The 24066-nt window shown below is 34.2% G+C and carries 23 protein-coding genes and 2 tRNA genes; 14 read left to right on the top strand and 11 right to left on the bottom strand.

Annotated elements, in window-relative coordinates; translation table 11 throughout:
* The first annotated feature begins 86 nt into the window (after positions 1 to 86).
* The 5 genes from JI750_RS01390 (at position 87) to JI750_RS01410 (ending at position 4987) form a co-directional block, all read left to right on the top strand.
* Positions 87 to 668 (top strand): hypothetical protein, encoded by a 582-nt coding sequence (locus JI750_RS01390; protein WP_201998464.1) that lies wholly within the window; start codon positions 87 to 89, stop codon positions 666 to 668.
* A gap of 158 nt (positions 669 to 826) precedes the next feature.
* On the top strand, positions 827 to 2701 hold the full coding sequence (locus JI750_RS01395) for a peptidase U32 family protein (protein ID WP_201998466.1): 1875 nt from the start codon (positions 827 to 829) through the stop codon (positions 2699 to 2701).
* A gap of 227 nt (positions 2702 to 2928) precedes the next feature.
* A complete protein-coding gene (purT, locus tag JI750_RS01400) occupies positions 2929 to 4089 on the top strand; it encodes a formate-dependent phosphoribosylglycinamide formyltransferase (RefSeq protein ID WP_201998468.1) in 1161 nt (386 codons plus the stop codon).
* A 2-nt stretch (positions 4090 to 4091) separates the two neighbouring features.
* Complete coding sequence (locus JI750_RS01405; RefSeq protein ID WP_008467236.1) at positions 4092 to 4412, top strand: DUF6370 family protein; 321 nt, start codon at positions 4092 to 4094, stop codon at positions 4410 to 4412.
* Positions 4412 to 4987 (top strand): Crp/Fnr family transcriptional regulator, encoded by a 576-nt coding sequence (locus JI750_RS01410; RefSeq protein WP_201998470.1) that lies wholly within the window; start codon positions 4412 to 4414, stop codon positions 4985 to 4987. The genes JI750_RS01405 and JI750_RS01410 overlap by 1 nt, the downstream gene beginning before the upstream one ends.
* A 107-nt stretch (positions 4988 to 5094) precedes the next feature.
* Here JI750_RS01410 and aceA read toward each other — a convergent pair whose 3' ends face one another.
* Positions 5095 to 6375, bottom strand: coding sequence for an isocitrate lyase (gene aceA / locus JI750_RS01415; protein WP_201998472.1), 1281 nt, complete (start codon positions 6373 to 6375; stop codon positions 5095 to 5097).
* A gap of 122 nt (positions 6376 to 6497) precedes the next feature.
* Positions 6498 to 8099 (bottom strand): malate synthase A, encoded by a 1602-nt coding sequence (gene aceB / locus JI750_RS01420; protein WP_201998473.1) that lies wholly within the window; start codon positions 8097 to 8099, stop codon positions 6498 to 6500.
* Between the two features lie 210 nt (positions 8100 to 8309).
* Between aceB and JI750_RS01425 the strand changes: the two genes are divergently transcribed.
* The 5 genes from JI750_RS01425 to JI750_RS01445 all read left to right on the top strand — a co-directional run bounded on the left by JI750_RS01425 (position 8310) and on the right by JI750_RS01445 (position 12336).
* Entirely contained in the window at positions 8310 to 9791 is a 1482-nt protein-coding gene (locus JI750_RS01425; protein ID WP_201998474.1) for a helix-turn-helix domain-containing protein, read from the top strand.
* Between the two features lie 6 nt (positions 9792 to 9797).
* The gene (locus tag JI750_RS01430) at positions 9798 to 10157 is read left to right on the top strand and encodes a hypothetical protein (RefSeq protein WP_201998475.1); all 360 of its coding nucleotides are present in this window, start codon (positions 9798 to 9800) and stop codon (positions 10155 to 10157) included.
* A gap of 369 nt (positions 10158 to 10526) precedes the next feature.
* Positions 10527 to 11243, top strand: coding sequence for a pirin family protein (locus JI750_RS01435; RefSeq protein ID WP_201998476.1), 717 nt, complete (start codon positions 10527 to 10529; stop codon positions 11241 to 11243).
* 165 nt (positions 11244 to 11408) lie between these two features.
* The gene (locus tag JI750_RS01440; protein ID WP_201998477.1) at positions 11409 to 11639 is read left to right on the top strand and encodes a (4Fe-4S)-binding protein; all 231 of its coding nucleotides are present in this window, start codon (positions 11409 to 11411) and stop codon (positions 11637 to 11639) included.
* Positions 11640 to 11802: 163 nt separating this feature from the next.
* On the top strand, positions 11803 to 12336 hold the full coding sequence (locus tag JI750_RS01445) for a YceI family protein (RefSeq protein WP_201998478.1): 534 nt from the start codon (positions 11803 to 11805) through the stop codon (positions 12334 to 12336).
* A 154-nt stretch (positions 12337 to 12490) separates the two neighbouring features.
* Here JI750_RS01445 and JI750_RS01450 read toward each other — a convergent pair whose 3' ends face one another.
* Positions 12491 to 13351, bottom strand: coding sequence for a helix-turn-helix domain-containing protein (locus tag JI750_RS01450; RefSeq protein WP_201998480.1), 861 nt, complete (start codon positions 13349 to 13351; stop codon positions 12491 to 12493).
* Between the two features lie 96 nt (positions 13352 to 13447).
* Here JI750_RS01450 and JI750_RS01455 point away from each other — a divergent pair, with 96 nt between their 5' ends.
* Positions 13448 to 13810 (top strand): DUF983 domain-containing protein, encoded by a 363-nt coding sequence (locus tag JI750_RS01455; protein WP_111364963.1) that lies wholly within the window; start codon positions 13448 to 13450, stop codon positions 13808 to 13810.
* A gap of 70 nt (positions 13811 to 13880) precedes the next feature.
* Entirely contained in the window at positions 13881 to 14753 is an 873-nt protein-coding gene (gene fabD, locus JI750_RS01460) for an ACP S-malonyltransferase (protein ID WP_201998482.1), read from the top strand.
* Positions 14754 to 14957: 204 nt separating this feature from the next.
* Here the strand turns inward: fabD and JI750_RS01465 are convergent, their stop codons facing one another.
* The 4 genes from JI750_RS01465 to JI750_RS01480 form a co-directional block, all read right to left on the bottom strand.
* Complete coding sequence (locus JI750_RS01465; RefSeq protein WP_201998484.1) at positions 14958 to 15863, bottom strand: DMT family transporter; 906 nt, start codon at positions 15861 to 15863, stop codon at positions 14958 to 14960.
* A 78-nt stretch (positions 15864 to 15941) separates the two neighbouring features.
* Positions 15942 to 16958, bottom strand: coding sequence for a UDP-glucose 4-epimerase GalE (galE, locus tag JI750_RS01470; RefSeq protein WP_201998486.1), 1017 nt, complete (start codon positions 16956 to 16958; stop codon positions 15942 to 15944).
* Positions 16959 to 16972: 14 nt separating this feature from the next.
* Complete coding sequence (locus JI750_RS01475) at positions 16973 to 17413, bottom strand: nuclear transport factor 2 family protein (protein ID WP_201998487.1); 441 nt, start codon at positions 17411 to 17413, stop codon at positions 16973 to 16975.
* 2 nt (positions 17414 to 17415) lie between these two features.
* Positions 17416 to 18549, bottom strand: a complete 1134-nt coding sequence (locus tag JI750_RS01480) for a DegT/DnrJ/EryC1/StrS family aminotransferase (RefSeq protein WP_201998490.1) — start codon at positions 18547 to 18549, stop codon at positions 17416 to 17418.
* Between the two features lie 135 nt (positions 18550 to 18684).
* Here JI750_RS01480 and JI750_RS01485 point away from each other — a divergent pair, with 135 nt between their 5' ends.
* Together JI750_RS01485 and JI750_RS01490 are read left to right on the top strand one after the other, a co-directional pair.
* The gene (locus tag JI750_RS01485) at positions 18685 to 19914 is read left to right on the top strand and encodes a 3-deoxy-D-manno-octulosonic acid transferase (RefSeq protein WP_201998492.1); all 1230 of its coding nucleotides are present in this window, start codon (positions 18685 to 18687) and stop codon (positions 19912 to 19914) included.
* Positions 19915 to 20231: 317 nt separating this feature from the next.
* The gene (locus tag JI750_RS01490) at positions 20232 to 20447 is read left to right on the top strand and encodes a PG1828 family lipoprotein (RefSeq protein ID WP_008467260.1); all 216 of its coding nucleotides are present in this window, start codon (positions 20232 to 20234) and stop codon (positions 20445 to 20447) included.
* Positions 20448 to 20589: 142 nt separating this feature from the next.
* Here JI750_RS01490 and JI750_RS01495 read toward each other — a convergent pair whose 3' ends face one another.
* The 4 genes from JI750_RS01495 to mutS all read right to left on the bottom strand — a co-directional run bounded on the left by JI750_RS01495 (position 20590) and on the right by mutS (position 24061).
* Positions 20590 to 20973, bottom strand: coding sequence for a DUF1508 domain-containing protein (locus JI750_RS01495; RefSeq protein ID WP_201998494.1), 384 nt, complete (start codon positions 20971 to 20973; stop codon positions 20590 to 20592).
* Between the two features lie 145 nt (positions 20974 to 21118).
* Positions 21119 to 21204 (bottom strand) — tRNA-Leu (locus tag JI750_RS01500).
* Positions 21205 to 21219: 15 nt separating this feature from the next.
* Positions 21220 to 21292, bottom strand: a tRNA-Gly gene (locus JI750_RS01505).
* Positions 21293 to 21454: 162 nt separating this feature from the next.
* Positions 21455 to 24061 carry a DNA mismatch repair protein MutS gene (mutS, locus tag JI750_RS01510; RefSeq protein WP_201998496.1) on the bottom strand — a complete coding sequence of 869 codons (2607 nt, stop codon included), beginning with the start codon at positions 24059 to 24061 and terminating at the stop codon, positions 21455 to 21457.
* Between the last annotated feature and the right edge of the window lie 5 nt (positions 24062 to 24066).

Genomic DNA, 24066 nt, shown 5'->3' on the forward strand with positions numbered 1-24066 from the left:
GTTTTTTTGTTTATTGAATTTGAAAAATAACTCCTACATTTGTCGCGCAAAAAATCTTAACTAATCAAAACTCAATAAACTTTATAATGCGCTTTCTATTTACATTCGTTCTTTTTATCAGTTACTTTACCAATCATTTAAGAGCCCAAACAGAAGGCAACTTCATTAAGGCATCTATAGGTTTCGCTTCTAGCAGTTCTTATTACATCGAAAATTATGGAAGTCAGGAAGAAGTAGATGTTATGGGGGACGGTCTTTACCTTCAAGGTGAATATATTTTAGGAGTAAAATCTTGGTTTAGTGTAAGGCCTTATGCAGGAGCTATTTTTACATCTGTCCAAAAAGATCAGGATCTTACAAATCAACCCCAATACAAAGTAACCACAAATGCTTTTTTACTAGGAGGAAAAGTTCGTCTTTGCGCGCCAATTCCATGGGTTGCACCATTTATCGAAGGTGGTATTGGAACTTCGATAGGTAAATTCGAAACATTTACGCCTAACGTTAATTTTAATAAAAGTGATGCTTTACTGCACATCCCATTTAGTATTGGACTTGCAATTGGAAGAAAGCACAGTTTCGAACTTGGAATTTCCGGATACTTTCATCCGGCCGCTAAACAATCTAATGCAATATTAGGATTTGGATATACATTCCCTTTAGATTAACATTTTTTCAAACTTTTAATCAAAGATTTCATTTATCATCATTCCATATTAAGTTAACAATTTCAAAAAAATCGCTTCATCACTAGCAAACTCAAATAATTTATTAGACCTTTGCACACTTTTTTTCGGGAATACCACAAAAGTCTAAAGTTTTAGAAATGAAGAAGAAAATCGAAATATTAGCTCCTGCTAGAGATTTAATTGGAGGAATCGCTGCCATAAATAGTGGCGCCGATGCTGTATATATTGGTGCACCTCAATTTGGTGCACGTTCTAACGCCAACAACTCAATCGAAGATGTTGCTGAACTTGTAAAATACGCGCATTTATTTAACGCACAGGTTTTTGTGGTAATGAATACCATTTTATACGATAACGAATTAGAAACGTGTCGTGCCATGATTTGGGAATTATACGATATTGGTGTCGATGCCTTGATCATTCAAGATATGGCGATTATGGAAATGGACTTACCTCCTATCGTTCTTCACGCAAGTACTCAAGCCAATAACCGTGATGCTGATAAAATTAAATTCTTAAAAGATGCCGGAATCAAACGTGTCGTTTTAGCGCGTGAGTTAAACCTGCATCAAATTAAAACAATATACGATCACGCTGATGTTGAGTTAGAGTTTTTCGTAACTGGAGCTTTATGCGTTTCTTTCAGCGGAAACTGCTATATGAGTGTGGCAAACGGAGAGCGTAGCGCGAATCGTGGTTCTTGTGCACAAAACTGCCGTTTACCTTATAACTTAATCGACGGAAACGGAGATACTTTAATCAGAAACAGTCACTTACTTTCGATTAAAGATTTAGATATTTCAGATCAGATTCCGAATTTGATTGAAGCGGGAATTGTTTCTTTCAAAATCGAAGGTCGATTAAAAGACGTAGCTTACGTTAAAAATAACGTATCTTATCTTCGTCAGAAATTAGACAGTTATTTAGAAGGTCCAGGAAGCGATAAATACACCAAAGCTTCTTCTGGAAAATGTACATATACTTTTGATTCGGCATTAAACAGAACTTTCAACCGTGGTTATACCGATTATTTCGTTAACGACAGACACAGTTCTATTGGTTCTTGGGAAAGCCCAAAATCAAAAGGTCAATATATCGGTAAATTAATCCGAACTGTTGGCGGCGCTTACGAAATCGAAAACGGCGAATTATTAAACAACGGTGACGGACTTTGCTTTATCAACGAAAATAATGAAGCCGACGGAATCTACGTAAACAAAGCCGAAAACGGAAAAGTATATCCAAACGTCCTAAAAGAAATCAAAGACGGAACTTTCATTTACAGAAATAACGACGCTGCTTTCATCAAAATTGTAGAAAGAGAAGACAGCGCCGTTCGTAAATTGAGCACTACTTTATTGCTTACTGAAACTGAAACCGGTTTCCAATTAATCGCAACCGATGAAGACGGAAATGTTAGCACAGTAAATTTAGAACATCCAAAAGAGCAGACAAAAACTGGCGAATCTATCGAAGAAAACATTAAAATACAATTAGCAAAAACTGGTTTCACACCTTACACTGCTGATGAAATCAATATTATGTTTTCTCAAAACTGGTTCCTTCCTATTTCAAAAATCAACGAAATGAGAAGAACGGTTTACGATCAGTTGACAGAAATTCGTTTGGCAAATTACGTTCGTGAAGAACACCAATTGGTAAAAACGTCACATCCATATCCTGAAACTAAATTGGATTTCATGTACAACGTTTCGAACAAAACAGCACGTAAATTCTACGAACGTCACGGTGTAACCGAAATCGAAAAAGCATTCGAATTACAATGGGATCCAGGAAAATCTCGTGTAATGACAACTAAATATTGCATCAAATACGAATTGAAAAAATGCCCAATTCACCAAAAAGATATCGTTGGCGTTAAAGTAAAAGAGCCATTGGTTTTAAAACAGGGAGAATTAGAATACAAACTAAAATTCAACTGTAAACCCTGCGAAATGGAAATCTGGGAAAAAGATGCAGAATTTGAAATTGAAGAAGATCATATTCATTAATTTTTAATTTTTTTTACCGCTAAGAACGCTAAGAAATACGCAAGGTTCGCAAAGATTTTAAACCAATCTTTGCGAACCTTTTTTACATCTAAATAAAACCTTGTGTGCTTTGCGTAAATCTTTGCGCTCTTTGCGGTTAAATTAATTTGCAAAATCAGCGCGAGAACTTCGCGGTTAAAAAAAGCTTTTTCCCTACTTTTACTACTTAAACACTACAACACTCCAAAATGAAAATATTACTCCTAGGCTCGGGCGAATTAGGCAAAGAATTTGTCATTGCTGCACAACGAATCGGACAAACCATAATTGCAGTTGACAGTTACGAAAATGCTCCTGCAATGCAAGTTGCACACAGTTTCGAAGTCATCAATATGCTTGATGGCGAAGCACTTGACCGAATCGTAGCCAAACACAAACCAGATTTTATCGTTCCCGAAATAGAAGCCATTCGAACTGAACGTTTTTACGATTACGAAAAACAAGGCATTACTGTTGTTCCTTCAGCGAAAGCGGCAAACTTTACTATGAATCGTAAAGCCATTCGTGATTTAGCTTCAAAAGAACTCGGATTACGTACAGCAAAATACCAATACGCAACCTCAGCAGAAGAACTTCAAAAAGCGGTTCAGGAAGTTGGAATTCCGTGCGTGGTAAAACCGTTAATGTCATCTTCTGGAAAAGGGCAATCAACAATTAAAACAGAAAGCGACATTGAAAAAGCATGGCAATACGCAGTTGCTGGTTCGCGTGGCGATGTTATCGAAGTAATTGTTGAAGCTTTTGTAAATTTCGATTCTGAAATTACGCTTTTAACGATTACGCAAAACGGAAATCCGACTTTGTTTTGTGCTCCAATCGGCCATAGACAAGAAAGAGGCGATTATCAGGAAAGCTGGCAACCGGCTTTGGTTTCAGAAAAAGACTTGTACGAAGCTCAGGATATGGCCGAAAAAATTACCGAAGCACTTGGCGGTGCCGGACTTTTTGGCGTTGAATTTTTCCTTACGAATGAAGGTGTTTATTTCTCTGAGCTTTCTCCACGTCCACATGATACAGGAATGGTAACTTTAGCAGGAACACAAAACTTCAACGAATTTGAATTGCATTTACGAGCTATTTTAAGTCTTCCAATTTTTGAAATTACTTTAGAAAAGGCTGGAGCAAGCGCTGTAATTTTAGCTTCAGAAGATTCTACAAATCCAACTTTTACTGGAATAGAAAAAGTTGCAGCTTTACCAAAAACCGATTTCAGAATTTTTGGGAAACCAACTTCAAGACCCTATCGCAGAATGGGAGTTGTTTTAAGCCATGATTCACTTTCAACACCAATTAACGAAGTAATAGAACGCGCCAAAGAAACGGCGAAATCAATCACTGTAAATTCTTAATCATGAAAAATATACTTTTAGCGACTTTCCTTTTTATTGGAATCGCAGTACAAGCACAGGACAAAAAGAAATTTGACAAACCAACAGTCGTTGAAGCTTCTTGTGGAGAATGTCAATTCGGAATGAAAGGCAAAAGCTGTGATTTAGCAGTTCGTATTGATGGAAAATCTTATTTTGTTGACGGAACCACAATTCACGATCACGGAGACGCTCACGCAGAAAAAGGTTTTTGCAATGCGATCAGTAAAGCATTAGTTACGGGAGAAATCAAAGGAGACAGATTCAAAGCAACTTCATTTACCTTAATAGACGATAAAAAATAATGGCATTAATTCTCGAAAATATTGCCAAACACGTTTCTCTGACACCAGAAGAACAGGCACTTTTTTTATCTAAACTAGAAACCAACACTTACAAAGCCAAAACGGTTTTACTAAATGCTGGCGAAGTCTGCAAGCATTCTTATTTTGTAAACTCTGGAATCTTAAGAAGTTTCAACATCAACGATAATATTGTAGAACACGTTCTTTCTTTCGCTTGCGAAGGTTGGTGGATGAGCGATATGTACAGTTATTTTTCACAAAAACCAGGGCAGCTTTTTATTGAGGTTTTAGAAGAAGCTGAAGTGGTTTCGTTATCCAAAGAAAATCAAGAACAATTGTATCTTGAAATTCCAAAGCTAGAACGTTTTTTTAGAATTCTGATTGAAAACTCTTTAGTTGCAAATCAACAAAGATTAATGGATAACTTGAGTTTGCCTGCAGAAGAACGTTTCGAAAAATTCACCAAAAAATATGGAACATTAGTTCACAAAGTTCCTCAAAAGCAAATCGCTTCATTTATTGGCGTAACACCAGAATTTTTCAGCAAAATGAAAGCACGGCTTTTGAAAAAATAAAATTAAACCATTAAGACATTAAGATTCATTAAGCTAGACTTAATCTTTCTTATTTTTTAAGAATATAAAGCTTAACTTTCTTAATATCTTAATGGTTAAAAAAAGAATTAAAATTGCTCAACCTCTGTAGAGTGTTCCATCGCGGTTATTGCTGATTTTCCTAACATTACCGTGTTCTGAACAGCATCGAAATAAGAAGTTCCTACGAAAGCCTGATGTTTTACGGCTCTGAATCCAGTTTTTTGTAAAGCGAATTCGCGTTCCTGCAATTCAGAATACCCGGCCATTCCACGTTCTTTGTAGGCTTTTGACAATTCAAACATACTTGTATTTAAAGCATGGAAACCTGCTAAAGTGATGAATTGGAAAGCATATCCCATTTCAGCTAAATCTTCTCTAAATGTTTCCATTTCAGCAACTGATAATTTCGCTGCCCAGTTAAAAGAAGGTGAACAATTGTACGCCAGCATTTTATCTGGGAATTCTTTCTTCATTGCTTTCGCAAATTTTCTAGCGTAATCTAAATCAGGATTACTGGTTTCCATCCAAATTAGATCAGCATATGGCGCGTAGCTTAAACCTCTCGCAATTCCCTGATCGATTCCGTTTTTTACATAAAAGAAACCTTCAGCAGTTTTTTCTCCAGTTAAAAATTTTCTGTCTCTTGGGTCAGCATCACTCGTTAATAAATTAGCTGCATCGGCATCTGTTCTGGCAACAATTAAAGTTGAAACTCCCATAACATCTGAAGCCAAACGAGCAGCAATTAATTTATTAATCGCTTCTTGAGTAGGAACCAAAACTTTCCCGCCCAAGTGTCCGCATTTTTTAGCAGAACTTAATTGATCTTCAAAATGAACTCCAGAAGCTCCAGCTTCAATCATCGATTTCATTAATTCGAAAGCATTTAAATTTCCTCCAAAACCAGCTTCGGCATCGGCTACAATCGGAACCAAATAATCCTTTTTATCTTCAATTTTATTTACAATCTGAATTTGATCGGCACGCAATAAAGCGTTATTAATCTTTTTTACCACCATCGGAACGCTGTTTACAGGGTAAAGTGATTGATCAGGATACATTTCTCCTGCCAGATTTGCATCGGCAGCAACCTGCCATCCGCTTAAGTAAATCGCTTCTAAACCTGCATCGACTTCCTGAATCGCCTGATTTCCAGTCAACGCTCCCAAACCTGCAACATAATCCTGACTTTTTAACTTTCTCCATAATTTCTCAGCTCCCATTTTTGCAATAGAATGCTCAATTTTATAAGACCCTTGAAGCGTTACTACTTCACTTGCAGTGTAAGGACGTTCAACGCCTTTCCATCTTGGGTTCGTAATCCAATCGTTAATCAATTCCTGAATTCTGTCTTCTGTTGTTTTCATAATATAGTTTAGTTAAAGTGGTTCGTTAATATAGTATTCAGTTTTTATCTTCCTGATCTCCTAAATCTGCGGGAGAAATTATTCGCTCGCAGATTTGGCAAATTGAGCAGATATTAAAAGTTTTATAAATATTTATAGCACGGAATCGTTAGGAAATCCACAAAATGCAGGTTTACAACTAATCTTTCTAGCAATTTTTCAGCTAATGGAAACTGCTGTTTTTCGTGATTTTCTTCTCCTACTTCTTCTTTGAGTTTTCTAAATTCATCTAAAGCCAATTCGTGATAATAAGCCAAATCTAATTTTCGGCCATTATCCAAAATCACTTTATTTTGAAGCCATTGCCACAATTGCGATCTCGAAATTTCGGCAGTTGCAGCATCTTCCATCAAATTATGAAGCGCTGCCGCACCTTGTCCGTTTAGCCATGAAGCCAGATATAAAACCGCTACATTTATGTTTTTTCTAACTCCGTTTTCTGTAATCAGTCCAATTGGCGGTTCGATCAAATCGGCTTCTGTAATTTTTCGATGTTCTCTTTTTACATGAATCTGATTTGGAGTTGGCATTCCTTTATCAAAAACTTCTTTAGCTATTGGAACCAAATCTGGATGCGCCACCCAAGTTCCATCATGACCGTTTCGAACTTCACGCTCTTTATCAGTTTTTACTTTTGCGAAAGCGACAGCATTTGCTTCTTCATTATTTCGAATCGGAATTTGCGCTGCCATTCCGCCAATTGCATGAATTCCTCTTTTATGACATCTCTGAATTACCAAATTTGAATACGCATTCATAAAAGGTGAAGTCATATTTACCTGATCACGATCAGGAACAATGAATTTTGGATTTTTTCTAAACTTTTTAATGTAGGAGAAAATATAATCCCAACGTCCGCAGTTCAAACCAACAATATGTTCTTTCAATTCATAAATGATTTCGTCCAGCTGAAAACTTGCTGTAATGGTTTCAATTAAAACCGTCACTTTTATCGTTCCTCTTTCTAGCTTCAAATAATCCTCAGTAAAATCAATTACAGTATTCCACCATCTTGCTTCCAGATAATGCTCTAATTTCGGAATGTAGAAATACGGTCCAGAATTGTTTTCCAAAAGTCTTTTATGATTATGAAATACATACAAACCAAAATCTACCAAAGAACCCGAAACTTCTTTTCCTTCAATTAAAACATGCTTTTCAGGCAGATGTAAACCTCTTGGGCGTACAATCAGCGTTGCGATTCTTTCGTTTAAATGATAGGATTTCTGCTTCACCAAATCCGTAAACGTGATGGTTTTGTTAACGGCATCTATCAGATTCATTTGTCCATCCATCAGGTTTTGCCAAGTTGGTGAAGTGCTGTCCTCAAAATCAGCCATAAAAGTTTTAGCACCAGAATTCAGAGCATTGATAATCATTTTTCGGTCAACTGGTCCAGTAATTTCAACTCTTCTATCTAGTAAATCTTTGGGAATTTCTCCAGCTGTCCAATTACTTTCTCTGATGCTTTTGGTTTCTGGAATAAAAACCGGCATGATTCCTTGATCAAAAGTGACTTGTTTCTGTTCTCTCTGTAAAAGCAATAATTTTCTTTGCGATTCGAATTTTTTATACAATTCGATAATAAACGCAGTCGCTTCTTCTGTCCAGATTTTTGGATAAGCAAGCTTTTTGTCGGCTAGGAATTCTATAGCCATTTCAGTGATTTCTAATTGGTTTTTCATAGCTGCAGATTTTAATTTTTAATTTGATTAAACAGATTTTCTATTCAATCATTTTCGTCGAATCAAAACACATTAACCATAACTAATTCATAGTTAATAAGTTTCAACGATACAATGTTATAAAAAAGTTTTTTACAAAACAAGCGAACGTTCGCTAAATTTTAAAAATATTTTTTTGGCGATTATTTTTAGATTACTTACATTTGGATTATGGATATCGAAAAAGACTATATAAAGCTGATTTTTGGACTAAAAATGAAACAAGTTCGTACGCAAAAAAACTTGTCTCTTTTTGGCTTGGCCAAACTGACTAATCTTTCAAAATCGTACTTAAACGAAATTGAAAAGGGGAAAAAATATCCGAAAACAGATAAAATTTTGCTTTTGTGCGAACATTTGGACGTGACTTACGACCAAATGGTGTCTTTAAAACTCGATAATAACCTCGCCCCGATTGGTGAAATCTTGAAATCTGGAATTTTAAAAGAGATTCCATTGGAACTTTTTGGAATTCAGGAAGCCGATTTAATTGATATTATTGCGAATGCTCCAGCAAAAGTCAATGCATTTATTAGTACTATAATCGAAATTGCACAGCATTATAATTTAAGCCGAGAAAGTTTCTTTTTGGCTGCTTTGCGTTCGTATCAGGAAGCGCACAGCAATTATTTTGAAGATTTAGAAGATAAAGTAATTGCGTTTTCGAAGTCGTTTCAGATTAATCTGGATTCTAAAATCAGTATTGAAGAATTGGAAGCAATTTTAAAAGAAGAATATGAATACAACATCAAAGAAATTGCTTTTACAGATCAAGAGGCTTTGGGCGATTTACGTTCTATTTATGTTCCGAAAAGTAAAACTTTATTGCTTTCAACCGAACTAGATGCTCCGCAGAAAACTTTTATCTTAGCTAAAGAAATTGCCTATAATTATTTAAAAATATCCGATCGTCTACTGACTTTCAGCTGGATCAAGTTTGAAAATTTCGATCAGGTTTTAAATAATTTTTATGCCTCTTATTTTGCAGGTGCTTTAATATTGCCGAGAAAATTAGTTGTAGATAAAATCAATTCTTTTTTGGAAAATGAAAATCCAAAACCGGAAGAATTTGTTCAATTAATTGAAAGTTTTGAAGTTTCGCCCGAATCTTTTTATCAGCGATTAACCAATTTATTACCGAAAGATTTTCAGCTTAAAAACTTATTTTTCTTAAGATTGTCACATAAAATCGATTCTGATTTTTATCAAATAAATAAAGAATTACATATTACGCATCAGCAAGAACCGCACGCCAACGAAACAAATGAACATTATTGCAGAAGATGGGTTTCTGTAAAAACAATTGATGAAGCCATCAAACAGAACAAATCTCATTTTTTTGATGCTCAAATATCGAGTTATGCCAATAGCGGTAACGAATATTTAGTTTTTTCATCGGCTACAAAAGATCCTTTTTTGCATGATACGATCCGAAGTATTTCTGTTGGAATTTTGATTAATCCAACAATGAAAAAGAAATTCAAACTCATTGACGGAAAACCTTTGGTAAAACGAATTGTTGGTGTAACTTGCGAAACTTGTGCTGTAAAAGACTGTTTAGAAAGAGCTGCTCCGCCAATTGTTTTAGAAAAAAAGAAACGCCATGAGAATACGGATGCAGTTGTACAGCAGTTTATGAATCAATATAGTTAGAATGCCATGAAATATTTTGCCTTACTAATAACCTTGTTCTTTATCAACTTCAACCAAAAAACGGACAAACTTACTGGCCGTTATAATTATTTGATTGAAGACGATAATGCCTACGTTCAAAAAGATAAAATTACTTTTAAGGACAGCGTTTTTGCTTTTGATAACAAATATCTGCCAAAAGGTAAAATTTCTTATGGCAATGTGATATTATTGGATAATTTCATTAATACTGATTTGATTATCAGCATTCCAAAAGATCAGATTAAAAAAGATACTATTCCTTTTTTTATGCATGACAAGAAAAGTTCTTCTGCGAATTATCTTGATGAAGTGGTTGGAAAAGGGAAATTGGTTAGGATTAAATAAAAGTTTTTTAATAATCTCGCAAAGACGCGAAGTCGCAAAGATTATTTTCTTTGAATACAATTACTCAACGCAATCTTGCAATCATGAGGAACTGAAATCTTTAAGTTTTTGTCTCAATAACTTCTTCTGAAAATAAAAATTTCTAATCTAGCCCCGATAGAAGTGGAAATCCTTTTGTGGTGGGGTTCACCACAAAAGATTGCAACGGATAGCGGGACTGAACGTCTTTTGAAAACCAAAATCTCTGCTTCAAAAAAACTTAGAAACTTAGCATCTTAGAACCTCAGAATCTTTCTTAATCTACATTAAGTGCTTTTCGTCTACATCGACCGTATCTTTGTACTATAAAAATAACAAAAGGACAAAATCATGGAAAATATAGTATTGCACAAAGCAGAATCAAGAGGAAATGCAAATCATGGATGGTTGAACGCTTATCATAGCTTTAGCTTTGCGAGCTGGTACAATCCAGATAGAATTCAGTTTGGAGCACTTCGTGTTTTAAATGATGATACAATTGCTGCCGGAATGGGTTTTGGAACTCACCCTCACGATAATATGGAGATTATTACGATTCCGTTGGAAGGTGATTTGGCTCATAAAGACAGCATGGGAAATACTGAAGTAATCAAAAATGGCGACATTCAGGTAATGAGTGCGGGAACCGGAATTCAGCATAGCGAGTTTAATCCAAATGCAGATCAGCAGACTAAATTGTTGCAGATTTGGTTGTTTCCGAATAAAAGAAATGTGGCGCCACGTTATCAGCAAATTACTTTAGATGTTGCAGACAGACATAACAAATTGTCTCAAGTTTTATCTCCAAATGCAGATGATGAAGGTGTTTGGATTCACCAAGATGCTTGGTTTAATATGGGTAATTTCGATTCTGGAGTTACTGCTGAATACAAAATCAAAAAAGAAGGAAACGGAGTTTATGCTTTCGTTTTGAAAGGAAATGTAACCATCAACGGTCAGGAATTAAATTCTCGTGATGCAGTTGGAATTTCAGGAACTGATACTTTAAACATTAAAGCCAATACAGATGCTGAATTTTTATTAATGGACATTCCGATGAATTATTAATTCAAACAAAAACAATTAATACCTGTACTTTGAAACGATAATAAATCTGTAAATCAGATTATTATCGTTTCTTTTTTTCTTCCATTTCAAAAAAGAAAGACTAACTTTATAAGTAAAAAAATTGGTCTGACTTTAAAATTAAACTAACTCTTAAAATTTTAAACCATGAATCCAAATAATCTCATTAAAGAATATACAAACGGCGAAGTAACAATCGTATGGCAATCTGGAAAATGCATTCATTCGGCTAATTGTGTCAAAAACAATCCAGATGTCTTTCGTCCAAAAGAAAAACCTTGGATTACTCCAGAGCAATCTACAACTGAAAAAATAATTTCTACTGTTAATAAATGTCCGTCGGGAGCTTTGACATTTTACATGAATAATAAAAAATAACTTTTCGACTCTGCTCAGAGCGACAACGAAAACACAAAATGTGATAATCAAAAACTTATCACATTTTTTATTTCTTAATCTAGGTTAAGTGCTCTAGGACAACTGTCACCGTAACTTTGTCCTATCAAAATGAAACAAATTAATTATTTAAAAAAATAAAATTATGGCAACTACAAAATGGTCAATTGACCCAACTCACTCAGAAATTGGTTTTAAAGTTAAACACATGATGTTTACTAATGTTTCAGGAAAATTTGGAACTTATGATGCTTCTGCAATTACAGAAGGCGAAAGTTTTGATAATGCAGATTTCAGTTTTTCTGCTGATATCGCTTCAGTTGACACTGCAAACGCAGATCGCGATGGACATTTAAGAAGTGGTGATTTCTTTGACGCTGAAAATCATCCAAAATTAACTTTCAAATCTTCTGCTTTCAAAAAAATTAATGATGGTGAATTTGAATTAACTGGAGATTTAGACATTAAAGGTGTTTCAAAAACAGTGAAATTCCCAGTTGAGTTTAGCGGAATCATGACTGATCCTTGGGGAAATACAAAAGTAGGTTTAAGCATAGAAGGAAAAATTAATCGTAAAGATTGGGGTTTAAACTGGAACTCAGCTCTTGAAACAGGGGGTGTTTTAGTAGGTGAAGAAGTTCGTTTAAACATTGAATTACAATTTGTAAAACAAGCCTAATTAAGCATTCTCGGATTTAATTGGTTGGTTAAGAAATCCTGTATTTTTAGTATGGGATTTTTGCTTTTAACAACGGGGCTTCGACTTCACTCAGCCTGACATATGATATCTTTAAGAATACGATTGTCAGGCTGAGCGAAGTCGAAGCCCTTTTTTACTTTATACTTCTAAATTCAGTCGGCGACATTCCTGTCTGTTTTTTGAAAAAGCGGGAGAAATAGGAATAGTCTTCGTAGCCAACTTTGAATGCGACTTCATTTACAGCTAATTGTTTATCAATCAACATTCTTTTGACTTCTAGGATTACTCTATCCATAATTACTTCTGTCGCTGTTTTTTGAAGAATTTCATTGCAGATTCTATTCAGATGCTTCAATGTGATATTTAGTTTTTCAGCATAAAACGAAGGCAGTTTTTGGGTCCTGAAATATTCTTCCAAAAGCGATTCAAACTTGTTGATTTTTATATTATATGAATGCGTTTGATGCGAATAGGTTTCTCCATATTTTCTCGCTACTTCAATATGAATGCAATCCAATAAATTCAATAATTTATCTAACTGATATTTATTAGCCTGACTATTTTCCTGAATTAGCAAATCAAAATATGGAAGGATTTTAGGAATTTCCTTTTCTTCAAAAACCATTTCAGGTCGGTTTTGAATGGAATGGTAAAAGTTGTAATCGTTGATTTTTTTCTGTCCGAAATACAAATTGTACAATTCCTGCGAAAAGATAATTACAAAACCTTCTATATCTTCAGATAAATTCCAATGATGCATTTGTCCAGGCTGTAGCACAAAAAGACTTCCTCTTTTGATTTCAAACTGGTCAAAATCGACTTCATGCAATCCAGAACCTTTAGTAAAAAAGACCATTAAATACGAATCATGACGATGCGGTTCTTCGACAAAACTGTGATTTTTTAGATGTTCTGTAAAAGTATTGACATAAAAATCACGGTGAATATCGTTACAGCTAAAATTCTGAACGCTATAAATGGGATATTTTTTCATAACAAATGTCTTTATTGTGCTATAATAAGCGAAGATACTAAAAAGACTTTTATAGAACTCTGAATTACCTTTGTATAAACAAAAATTAACAATATCATGTCAAGCGCATTAACTCATATTTTAAAAAACGAATGTCCTGTTTGTCATAAAGGAAAAGTTTTTACAGACAAGAACATCTTTCTGAATTTTAGCTTTCCAAAAATGAATGAATACTGCAGTCACTGCAATTATAAATTTCAAAAAGAACCTGGTTATTTCTTTGGCGCTATGTATGTAAACTACGGACTAACTGTTGCTCAAGGAATTGCGACGTATTGTATTGCACAGTTTTTCTTTGAGAAAAATTTCGATTTAAGAATCCTTCCAATTATTGCAGTTTCCATCACTTTACTCACACCTTTTAACCTTCGATTTTCCAGATTAGCATGGATTTACATGTTTAAGGATTATTCGAAATAAAAAAGTATTATTTTTGCTTTTCAATTGAAGCTAATTTTCAATTCAAAAAAATAAAAAACAAATTAGACAAATGAAAGCATACGTATTTCCGGGTCAGGGTGCACAGTTCACAGGAATGGGTAAAGACCTTTATGAAAATTCGGCTTTAGCCAAAGAATTATTCGAAAAAGCTAATGAAATTCTAGGTTTTAGAATTACAGATATCATGTTTGAAGGCACTGCCGAAGAACTAAAAGAAACCAAAGTGACACAGCCGGCTGTATTTTTACACTCTGTTATTTTAGCTAAAACTTTAGAAGATTTCAAACCGGAAATGGTTGCAGGACATTCGTTAGGAGAATTTTCAGCTTTGGTTGCTAATGGAACTTTATCTTTTGAAGATGGTTTAAAATTAGTTTCCCAACGTGCATTAGCAATGCAAAAGGCCTGCGAAATCACTCCATCTACAATGGCTGCTGTTTTAGGTTTGGCTGATAATGTTGTAGAAGAAGTTTGTGCTTCTATCGATGGTGTTGTGGTTGCTGCTAACTATAACTGCCCAGGTCAATTAGTTATTTCTGGTGAAACTTCAGCTGTTGAAAAAGCTTGTGAAGCAATGAAAGCTGCTGGAGCAAAACGTGCTTTAATTTTACCTGTTGGAGGCGCATTTCACTCTCCAATGATGGAACCTGCAAGAGAAGAATTGGCTGCCGCAATTGAAGCAACCACTTTCTCTACTCCAATTTGTCCAGTATATCAAAACGTTACTGCAAATGCAGTTTCTGATGCAAATGAAATTAAGAAGAACTTAATTATTCAATTGACTGCTCCTGTAAGATGGACACAATCTGTACAGCAAATGATTGCTGACGGCGCGACTTTGTTTACTGAAGTTGGTCCTGGAAAAGTTTTAACTGGATTGATTAATAAAATTAATAAAGAGGCCGCTACAGCTAATGCTTAATTTTAAGTGTTCAGTATTCACTTTTTAGTAATCAGTTAAAAACTATACATACAAAAAGCTCTGAAAAAATTTTGTTTTTCAGAGCTTTTTGTCATTTCGACGAAGGAGAAATCTTCGCAAGAAACTCTACATAGAAAGTCTAAAAACTTTGCCGAGCTACTTGCGAAGATTTCTCCTTCGTCGAAATGACATACTAAAAGAATACTACAAAACCTTCTTTTCTTTCTTCTTGTAATTCACAATAAATACCCCAAGAATAATTAAAACTGTAGCAATAATAAAATCAATCGTAATTACTTCATCTAAAAGCAACCAACCTAAGAAAACAGCAATTATGGTATTGATGTAGGACAAAATAGAAACCTGAACAGCTGTAACATGTTTTAGTGCATAATTATAACAAAAGAAAGCAATTACAGATCCGAATATTGATAAATACAAAGCCGCAAAAACACTTTTTGAACTCCACGAGTTAAAATTTGGATTTGGTGAGAATATTGAAGCCAAGACTAACTGAATACAAGATGCGATTGTAAATTGGTAAAACAAATTGAGCGTTATATTTTTCGATTTATTAGCATGCGTTTTGGTATAAATTGTTCCAGCCGCCCAAGCCAAAATTGCAAATCCCATAAATATCATTCCTGTTCTGTAATTAACATCTAAAAATGATCCGAGTCCATCTTTAAAGATAAAAACTACACCAGAGAATCCAATAATTACACCTATAAATCCCTTTAAACTCATTTTTTGCAATCCAAAGAGAATACTTCCTAAGAAAATAAGGATTGGAGTCAGCGCATTAATAACCGATGCTAATCCACTTGGGATATTCTGCTCTGCAATTGTCATAAAACCATTTGCAATTACAAGCATTAAAACCGAAGCAATAAGCTGCTGTTTAAAATTCCCCCATCCAATCCATTTTAATTCTTTTTTGTATAATAAAATGGTCATCATAATTAATCCCGCAAGACCTTGACGAATTGAAGTTACAAACCAAGGCGGAATCGTTTCAACGGCAACTCTAATTCCTAAAAAGGTCGTTCCCCAAATAATTCCAACAGCCGCTAGGGCAAATATTAATTTATAATCTAAACTTTCTTTCATGATAATTAATAGCTAAAAAAAATCCCAAACTATATTGCTATAATCTGGGATTTCAAAAATTTATAATTTTATTAAAAATTACTTATTCCTCACTTTTTGTTCCCATTTCCAAGCACTTGCCATCGCTTCATCCAGACTTAATTCAGCCTTCCATCCTAAGACATTATTTGCCTTATCTGTATTTGCGTACGCCTCAGTAATATCACCTTCGCGACGAGGCATCATCTTATAAGGCAAGTTTTTACCGCTGACTTTTTCAAAACTGTGAATGACTTCAAGAACAGAACTTCCTTTTCCTGTTCCTAAATTGAATGTTTCAACTTTTGCTAAATTCTTTTTATTCAACAAACGCTGTAAAGCAATTACGTGTGCTTTTGCTAAATCTACTACGTGAATATAATCACGAACTGCAGTTCCGTCTGGTGTTGGGTAATCGTTTCCAAAAACAGATAATTCCTGACGTAAACCTACTCCCGTTTGTGTAATAAACGGAACTAAATTTTGAGGAACACCCAACGGCAATTCACCAATCTGTACAGATTCGTGTGCTCCAACCGGATTAAAGTAGCGTAATAAAATAGCGCTGATATTGGTAACTTTAGCTGTATCTGTAATAATTTCTTCTCCAATCTGTTTTGTATTTCCGTAAGGAGACATAGCAGTTTGAACTGGAGCATCTTCTGTAATTGGCATTTTTTCGGCTTGACCGTAAACCGTACAAGAAGAACTGAAAATAAAACTCGCTTCAGGTTTTTGCTGTAATTCCTGTAAAAGATAAACTAAACTGCTAATGTTGTTTTCATAGTACAATAATGGCTGTTCAACACTTTCACCAACAGCTTTTGAAGCCGCAAAATGAATTACACCAGTAACATCATTATGTTTTTTAAAGAAATCCCGAACGTCGCTTTTTTCTCTTAAATCAATTTTTTCGAATAAAGGCGTTTTTCCTGTAATCGCTGTAATTCCTTTTAAAACATCTTCTGAAGAGTTTGAAAGATTATCAATTATCACAACTTCGAAGCCTTCATTTTGCAATTCGACTACAGTGTGAGAACCAATAAATCCCAATCCTCCTGTTACTAATACTTTCATTTTGTGGTTGTTTGTTATGTAGTTAATTTATATGCCTGTCTAGCAATAAGAATCCATTTATTTTTTTGTTTCTGCCAAACCAACATTATTCCTATTTTAATATCTCGATCTATACCATCATCTTTGGTATGAGCCGATAAAACATGTCTAACGATAGCAACATCATTCTGAATTGTTATAGTTTGGTTTTGAAAATCGATAGAAACAAAATCAGATTTTCCACTTACTATTCCTTCTATAAATTCAGCTTGGTTTTGAAAATTGCCATTAGAATGAACATAATTCAATTGATCAGAAGTCAACGCTTTTAACTTTGCTCCATCAGCATCAATCATTGCCTGTCGCAAGATTTCAACCTGACTTTTTATAGCATCCTCTTCTTTAGCATTCGTTTTTTGAGAAAAAACCGAATACTGAAAAAATACCATTAAAAGTAAAAGACTAACTCTTTTCATTTTTATTTATTCAAAAACTCTAAAACAGAATCGGTAATAAATTTAATCTGTTCGTCGTCAAGTTCAGTATGCATTGGCAAAGCAATTACCTCTTGCACCAATTGGTTTGTAACAGGAAACTGCTCCTCTTTGTAACGCGGATCTAAATATGCTTTTTGAGAATGCAACGGAATTGGATAATAAATTGCACAAGGAATTCCTTTATCTAATAAATGTTGCATTAAAGCATTTCTATCAGCATCTAAAATTCTCAATACATATTGATGAAAAACGTGATCATTTTCGTTTGCATCAAAATCTGGAGTTATGATATGTGCATTTCCAGCGAAAGATGCATTATATTTAGTTGCCGCTAAACGACGTGCTTTATTATACTCATCTAATAAAGGAAGTTTTGCATTTAAAACTCCGGCCTGAATACTATCTAAACGTGAATTCACACCTACAACGTCATGGTGGTAGCGCTCGTACATTCCGTGATTTACGATTCCGCGGATAATGTGCGCCAATTTATCATCATTTGTAAAAATTGCTCCTCCATCTCCATAACATCCAAGGTTTTTAGAAGGAAAGAATGAAGTTGCCGCAACGTGACCAATTGTACCAACTTTCACCTTTGATCCAGATTTAGAAATATAATCTGCGCCAATTGCTTGAGCGTTATCTTCAATTACATATAGATTATGTTCTTTAGCAATTTCCATAATCGCATCCATGTTCGCAGCACGTCCAAATAAATGAACTGGAACAATTGCTTTTGTTTTTGGTGTAATGGCTTTTTTTACTGCATCAATATCGATGTTCATATTATGCAAATCAACATCAACTAAAACAGGAGTTAACTGCAATAAAGCAATAACCTCAACAGTAGCAGCAAAAGTAAAATCGGCAGTAATTACTTCATCACCTGGCTTCAAATCTAATCCCATCATCGCAATCTGCAATGCATCTGTACCATTTGCACAAGGAATAACATGTTTTGCTCCTAAATAGTCTTCAAGATTTTTTTGAAACTGATGAACCAAAGGTCCGTTGATGTAAGTATTTGTGTCTAAAACTTCTTGAATTGAAGCATCTACAGTAGATTTTATTTTCTCGTATTGACTTTTTAAGTCAACCATTTGTATTTTTTTCATTTCGAATAATATTTAAAAATTAAAGACTCTATTTTTAATAGAAATCTCTAAAAGGAGGAACAAAAATAGTTATTAATAGCTTCAAACCAATGAAAATAGTCGAAAGAAATGTAATTTAGCTGCAAAAAAAATTACATGCTTTTTTTATACAATCTAGCCATATATCTTGCAGGTTTTTTCTTAAAAATCATAGCATTGTTTAGTCCGAAAATTAAGCTTTTTATTGAAGGCCGAAAAAATGTGTTTTTAATTTTAGAAGAAAAAATCAAAGAAGATGACAAAACCATTTGGTTTCATTCCGCTTCTCTTGGAGAATACGAACAAGGACTTCCTGTTATAGAAAAAATTAAAGAAAAATATCCTGAACATAAGATAATTATAACCTTTTTTTCACCATCTGGATACGAAGTGCGTAAAAATAACACAGTCGCTGATGTTACAGTTTATTTACCGCTTGATTCTAAAAGCAACGCAAAAAGATTTTTAAAGTTGGTTCATCCCGAACTTTCATTTTTTATTAAATATGAATTTTGGCTGAACTATTTAAAGGAACTAGAAAAAAGCAAAACGCCAACTTATTTAATTTCTGGGATTTTCAGAGACAATCAGATGTTTTTTAAATGGTATGGCGGTTTCTACAGAAAAGCACTAAATGCTTTTACTTATTTCTTTGTTCAAAACGAAAAATCAAAACAAAAGATAGAAAGTCTTGGCTTCAATAATGTAATTGTTTCTGGCGATACTCGTTTTGATCGTGTAAATGCTATTTTAGAAAGAGACAACCGATTGGATTATGTGGAGAATTTTAAAAACAACCAACCGACGATAGTTATCGGAAGTTCATGGCCAAAAGATGAAATTTTAATTGCAGAATACATTAATCAAGCACCTGATTACGTAAAATTTATAATTGCACCGCACAATATCAAGCAAGATCAAATCTCAGATCTTCTATCAAAAATTACAAAATCGACAATTTTATTCTCAGAAAAAGAAAATAAAGACCTTTCAGGCTATAATGTCTTTATAATTGATACGATTGGAATTCTTACTAAGATTTATAGTTACGGAACCATAGCGTATGTCGGTGGCGGATTCGGAAATCCTGGAATACACAACATATTAGAACCTGCTACTTTTGGAATTCCAATTGTAATTGGTCCAAACTATTCGAATTTTGCAGAAGCTGTTGCTTTAGTAGAAATCGGTGGTTGCGTAACAATTTCAACGAGCGCAGAACTTAAGGCCGTTTTTGATCAATTATTGAATGACAAAAACTTTCTAGAAGAAAAAAGTAAAATCTGCAAATCATTTATTCAAAACAATAAAGGAGCTACTGAAACGATTATAAAACTCATCTCATAACCTTTTGATTTGCTAAAATTGTTAAATTTGAAGAAATAAGCAAAAACAATTCTACCTAAATATTCTTAAAAAACAGAACAAACCTTAAATCAGAGAAGCTAAACAACTGATTTTCATAGAGATTATTCAATAAAAAAATATTTAGACTAGAAATTAGATAATTTAAGAAAAATTTATAATTTTGGCATATTCTTTGATAAATAAGATAAACGTGAGCAAGGAAAATATTTTAAAAAAAAAGTGAAAAAATATTTTACATATTAAAAAATTTATATCTTTGCCACGAATTAATAATTAACCTTTTATAATAAAGTAAGATGAAAAAAGTATTTTTAAGTTTAGCTGTTGTTGCTGTATTAACTGTTGTATCTTGTAAAAAAGCTGACGCTGCTGCTGAAGCTCCTGCTGTAGATTCTACTGCTGTTGCTGTTGATTCAGCTGCTGCTGTTGTTGATTCTGCTGCTGCAACTGTTGATTCTGCTGCTGCTAAAGTTGATTCTGCTGCTGCCAAAGTAGAAGAAGTAAAAAAATAATTAGAACCTAAATTCTAACGATTTTAAAACCATCTTTATAGATGGTTTTTTTTTGTGATTAATTTTTCCTTTAATCCACTTCAACAATAAAAAAAGCGTTCGTAACTACGAACGCTTTTTTTATTGCCTATATTTTTTTTTCTTACTCAGCCGCTTCTTCTAATTCTTCCTCAGATTCCTCATCACCAAAAATTGATTCACTCGAAGAAAAATCCAAAATCTCCGATCTTGAAGAATACGTTACAATTTCTTTTATTCCTTTCTGCAAAAGCAATTCTGTACTATATTTTCGACTTGTAGCAAAGTGAACATCACCAAGCATCAATTTAAAAAAATACTTTCCGCCAGAGCCTTTAAATTTCAAAAATTTCGCAAGATCAATATTCGCTTTAAACTTCTCAATATCTTCTTCGCACTCAAACCTCAATTCATAACTTAAACTTGTAAAAATCACTTTCCCCTTTCGAGAAGTAAACGTAAACTTATATTCATCATTAAATCGCTTGCTAATTACAAAAGCACCCATTTAGAAATTTTAGATTTTAGATTTTAGATTATTGATTTTAGATTTTTAAAATCCTAAGATTCGAGATCTCAATAAATTTACTATGTAAATTCATTCTTTGCAAGTCTACAAATAAAAAAAGCCTCTTCAAAAGAAGAGGCTTTAGTACTCAGAGCGGGACTTGAACCCGCACGAACATTGCTGTTCACTGGATTTTAAGTCCAGCGTGTCTACCAATTTCACCATCCGAGCATTGTATGGTTTTAGAGCGAAAAACGGGGCTCGAACCCGCGACCTCGACCTTGGCAAGGTCGCGCTCTACCAACTGAGCTATTTTCGCATTTTCAAATTTTATTAAGAACTGCAACACTTGATTTGTTTCGTATTGCGAGTGCAAATTTAGGACATTTATTCAATTACACAAGCGTTTTTTCAAAAAAAAATCGACTTATTTTATAACGTTCTGATAACCTAAAGTTTAAAATTGAAAAATTTTTGAATTTTATTTTTTAACCAACATTCTTTTGATCTCATTCAGTTTCATCAATGCTTCTACCGGTGTAATTGCATTAATATCGAGATTCAAAATCTCTTCTTTTATCTCTTCCAACAAAGGATCATCTAAATTAAAGAAACTCATTTGCATTTCTTCATTTGCCGATTTTATTCCGTTTAAAGCATCACTTGAATGATTCTTTTCTAATTTCTTTAAAAGCTTTTGCGCTTTCGAAATAACCAATTGAGGCATTCCAGCCATTTTTGCTACGTGAATTCCAAAACTATGTGCGCTTCCTCCTTTTACTAGCTTTCTAACAAAAAGAACGGTATCCTTTAACTCTTTTACTGCCACATTGAAATTCTGAATTCTCGGCATCGATTCCGTCATTTCATTCAGCTCATGATAATGCGTCGCAAAAAGCGTTTTAGCTCTTCCTGGGTGTTCGTGCAAGAATTCGGCAATTGCCCAAGCAATCGAGATTCCGTCATAAGTACTTGTTCCTCTTCCAATCTCATCTAACAACACCAAACTTCTATCTGATAGGTTATTCAAAATAGAAGCCGTTTCATTCATTTCTACCATAAAAGTAGATTCTCCCATCGAAATATTATCTGAAGCTCCAACTCGAGTAAAAATCTTATCGACAATTCCCATTCTAACGCTATCAGCAGGAACAAAACTTCCCATTTGAGCCAAAAGCACAATTAATGCCGTTTGTCTTAAAATTGCTGACTTACCCGACATGTTCGGTCCGGTAATCATAATAATCTGCTGCATTTCTCTATCTAAGAAAACATCATTTGCAATATATGGTGTACCAACAGGCAATTGTTTTTCAATCACAGGATGTCTTCCGTTTTTGATATCCAATTCGAATGTATCATCGATTTCAGGCTGCACGTATTGGTTTTCAACAGCCATTTGCGTAAATGAACACAAACAATCCAATTGCGCAACCAAATACGCGTTCATTTGAACTGGTTTAATGTAAGTAGAAATCCACGCTACTAATTGCTCAAAAAGCTCACTTTCTATTTTATAAATTTTTTCTTCTGCTCCTAAAATTTTGGTTTCGTATTCTTTTAATTCTTCAGTAATATAACGCTCTGCGTTTACCAAAGTCTGTTTACGAATCCATTCTTCTGGAACTTTATCTTTATGGGTATTTCTAACTTCAATATAATATCCGAAAACATTATTAAAAGAAATTTTCAATGAAGAAATTCCTGTTCTTTCAGATTCACGTTTTTCAATTCCTTCTAAAAATTCTTTTCCTGAAGTCGAAATCGCACGAAGCTCGTCCAATTCTTCATTTATTCCGCTCGCAATAGCATTTCCTTTTGAAATTGCAACAGGCGCATCTTGATTTAAAGTCGTTTTAATTTTTTCGCGAAGCAGATCGCAAGCATGCAAACTGTCTCCGATTACTTTAACAGCTTCCTGCGGACTTTCTAGCGCAAGAGTTTTAATTGGAATAATGGCATCCAAAGATTCCTTTAAATACACGATTTCACGAGGAGAAACTTTTCCTGCAGCAATTTTAGAAATTAAACGTTCCAAATCTGAAATCTGTTTAATCTGATATTGAATATTATGCAGAATTTCAGGATTTGACTTTAAATAAGCCACAACTTCATGACGGCTTTTTACTTTGTTTGCATCTTTTAAAGGCAAAGCCAACCATCTTTTTAACAAACGTCCTCCCATCGGAGAAAGTGTTTTATCAATAACATCCAAAAGAGTAACTGCATTCGGATTATAGCTGTGATATAATTCTAAATTTCTAATCGTAAAACGATCCATCCAAACATAAGCATCTTCAGCAATACGCTGAATTGCAGTGATATGCTGTACACGATTATGCTGCGTTTCTGACAGATAATACAAAATAGCACCAGAAGCAATAATCCCTTCTTTTAATTCCTCAACACCAAATCCTTTTAAGGAATTCGTCTGGAAATGCTTTGTCAGTGTTTCTAAAGCATAATCTTCTTTATAAATCCAATCTTCCAAGTAAAAACTATGAAAATCTTCTCCAAAAGCAGTTTTAAAATCATTCTTATTATTTTTTGGAACCAAAACTTCGCTTGGATTAAAGTTCTGCAGTAATTTATCAATGTATTCTGCATTTCCCTGAGCGGTCAAAAACTCTCCTGTCGAAACATCTAAAAATGAAATTCCGATATTTTTATTAGCAAAATAAACGGATGCTAAGAAGTTGTTTGATTTTGATTGCAAAACCTCATCATTTAAAGAAACTCCCGGAGTTACTAGCTCCGTTACACCTCTTTTCACGATTGTTTTAGTCATTTTTGGATCTTCCAGCTGATCACAGATCGCTACACGAAGTCCAGCTTTTACCAATTTTGGCAAATAAGTATTTACAGAATGATGCGGAAACCCAGCCAGCGCTGTTTCGGTATCAGACCCTGCTCCTCTTTTAGTTAAGGTTATCCCTAAAATTTTAGAAGCTCTAATGGCGTCTTCTCCAAAGGTTTCATAAAAATCTCCTACTCTGAAAAGCAGACATGCATCAGGATATTTAGCCTTGATTTCGTTGTACTGTTTCATTAAAGGTGTTTCCTTCACCACTTTCTCTTTAGCTGCCAAATTGT

It is taken from the genome of Flavobacterium tagetis (assembly GCF_016735615.1).
Lineage (GTDB): Bacteria > Bacteroidota > Bacteroidia > Flavobacteriales > Flavobacteriaceae > Flavobacterium > Flavobacterium tagetis.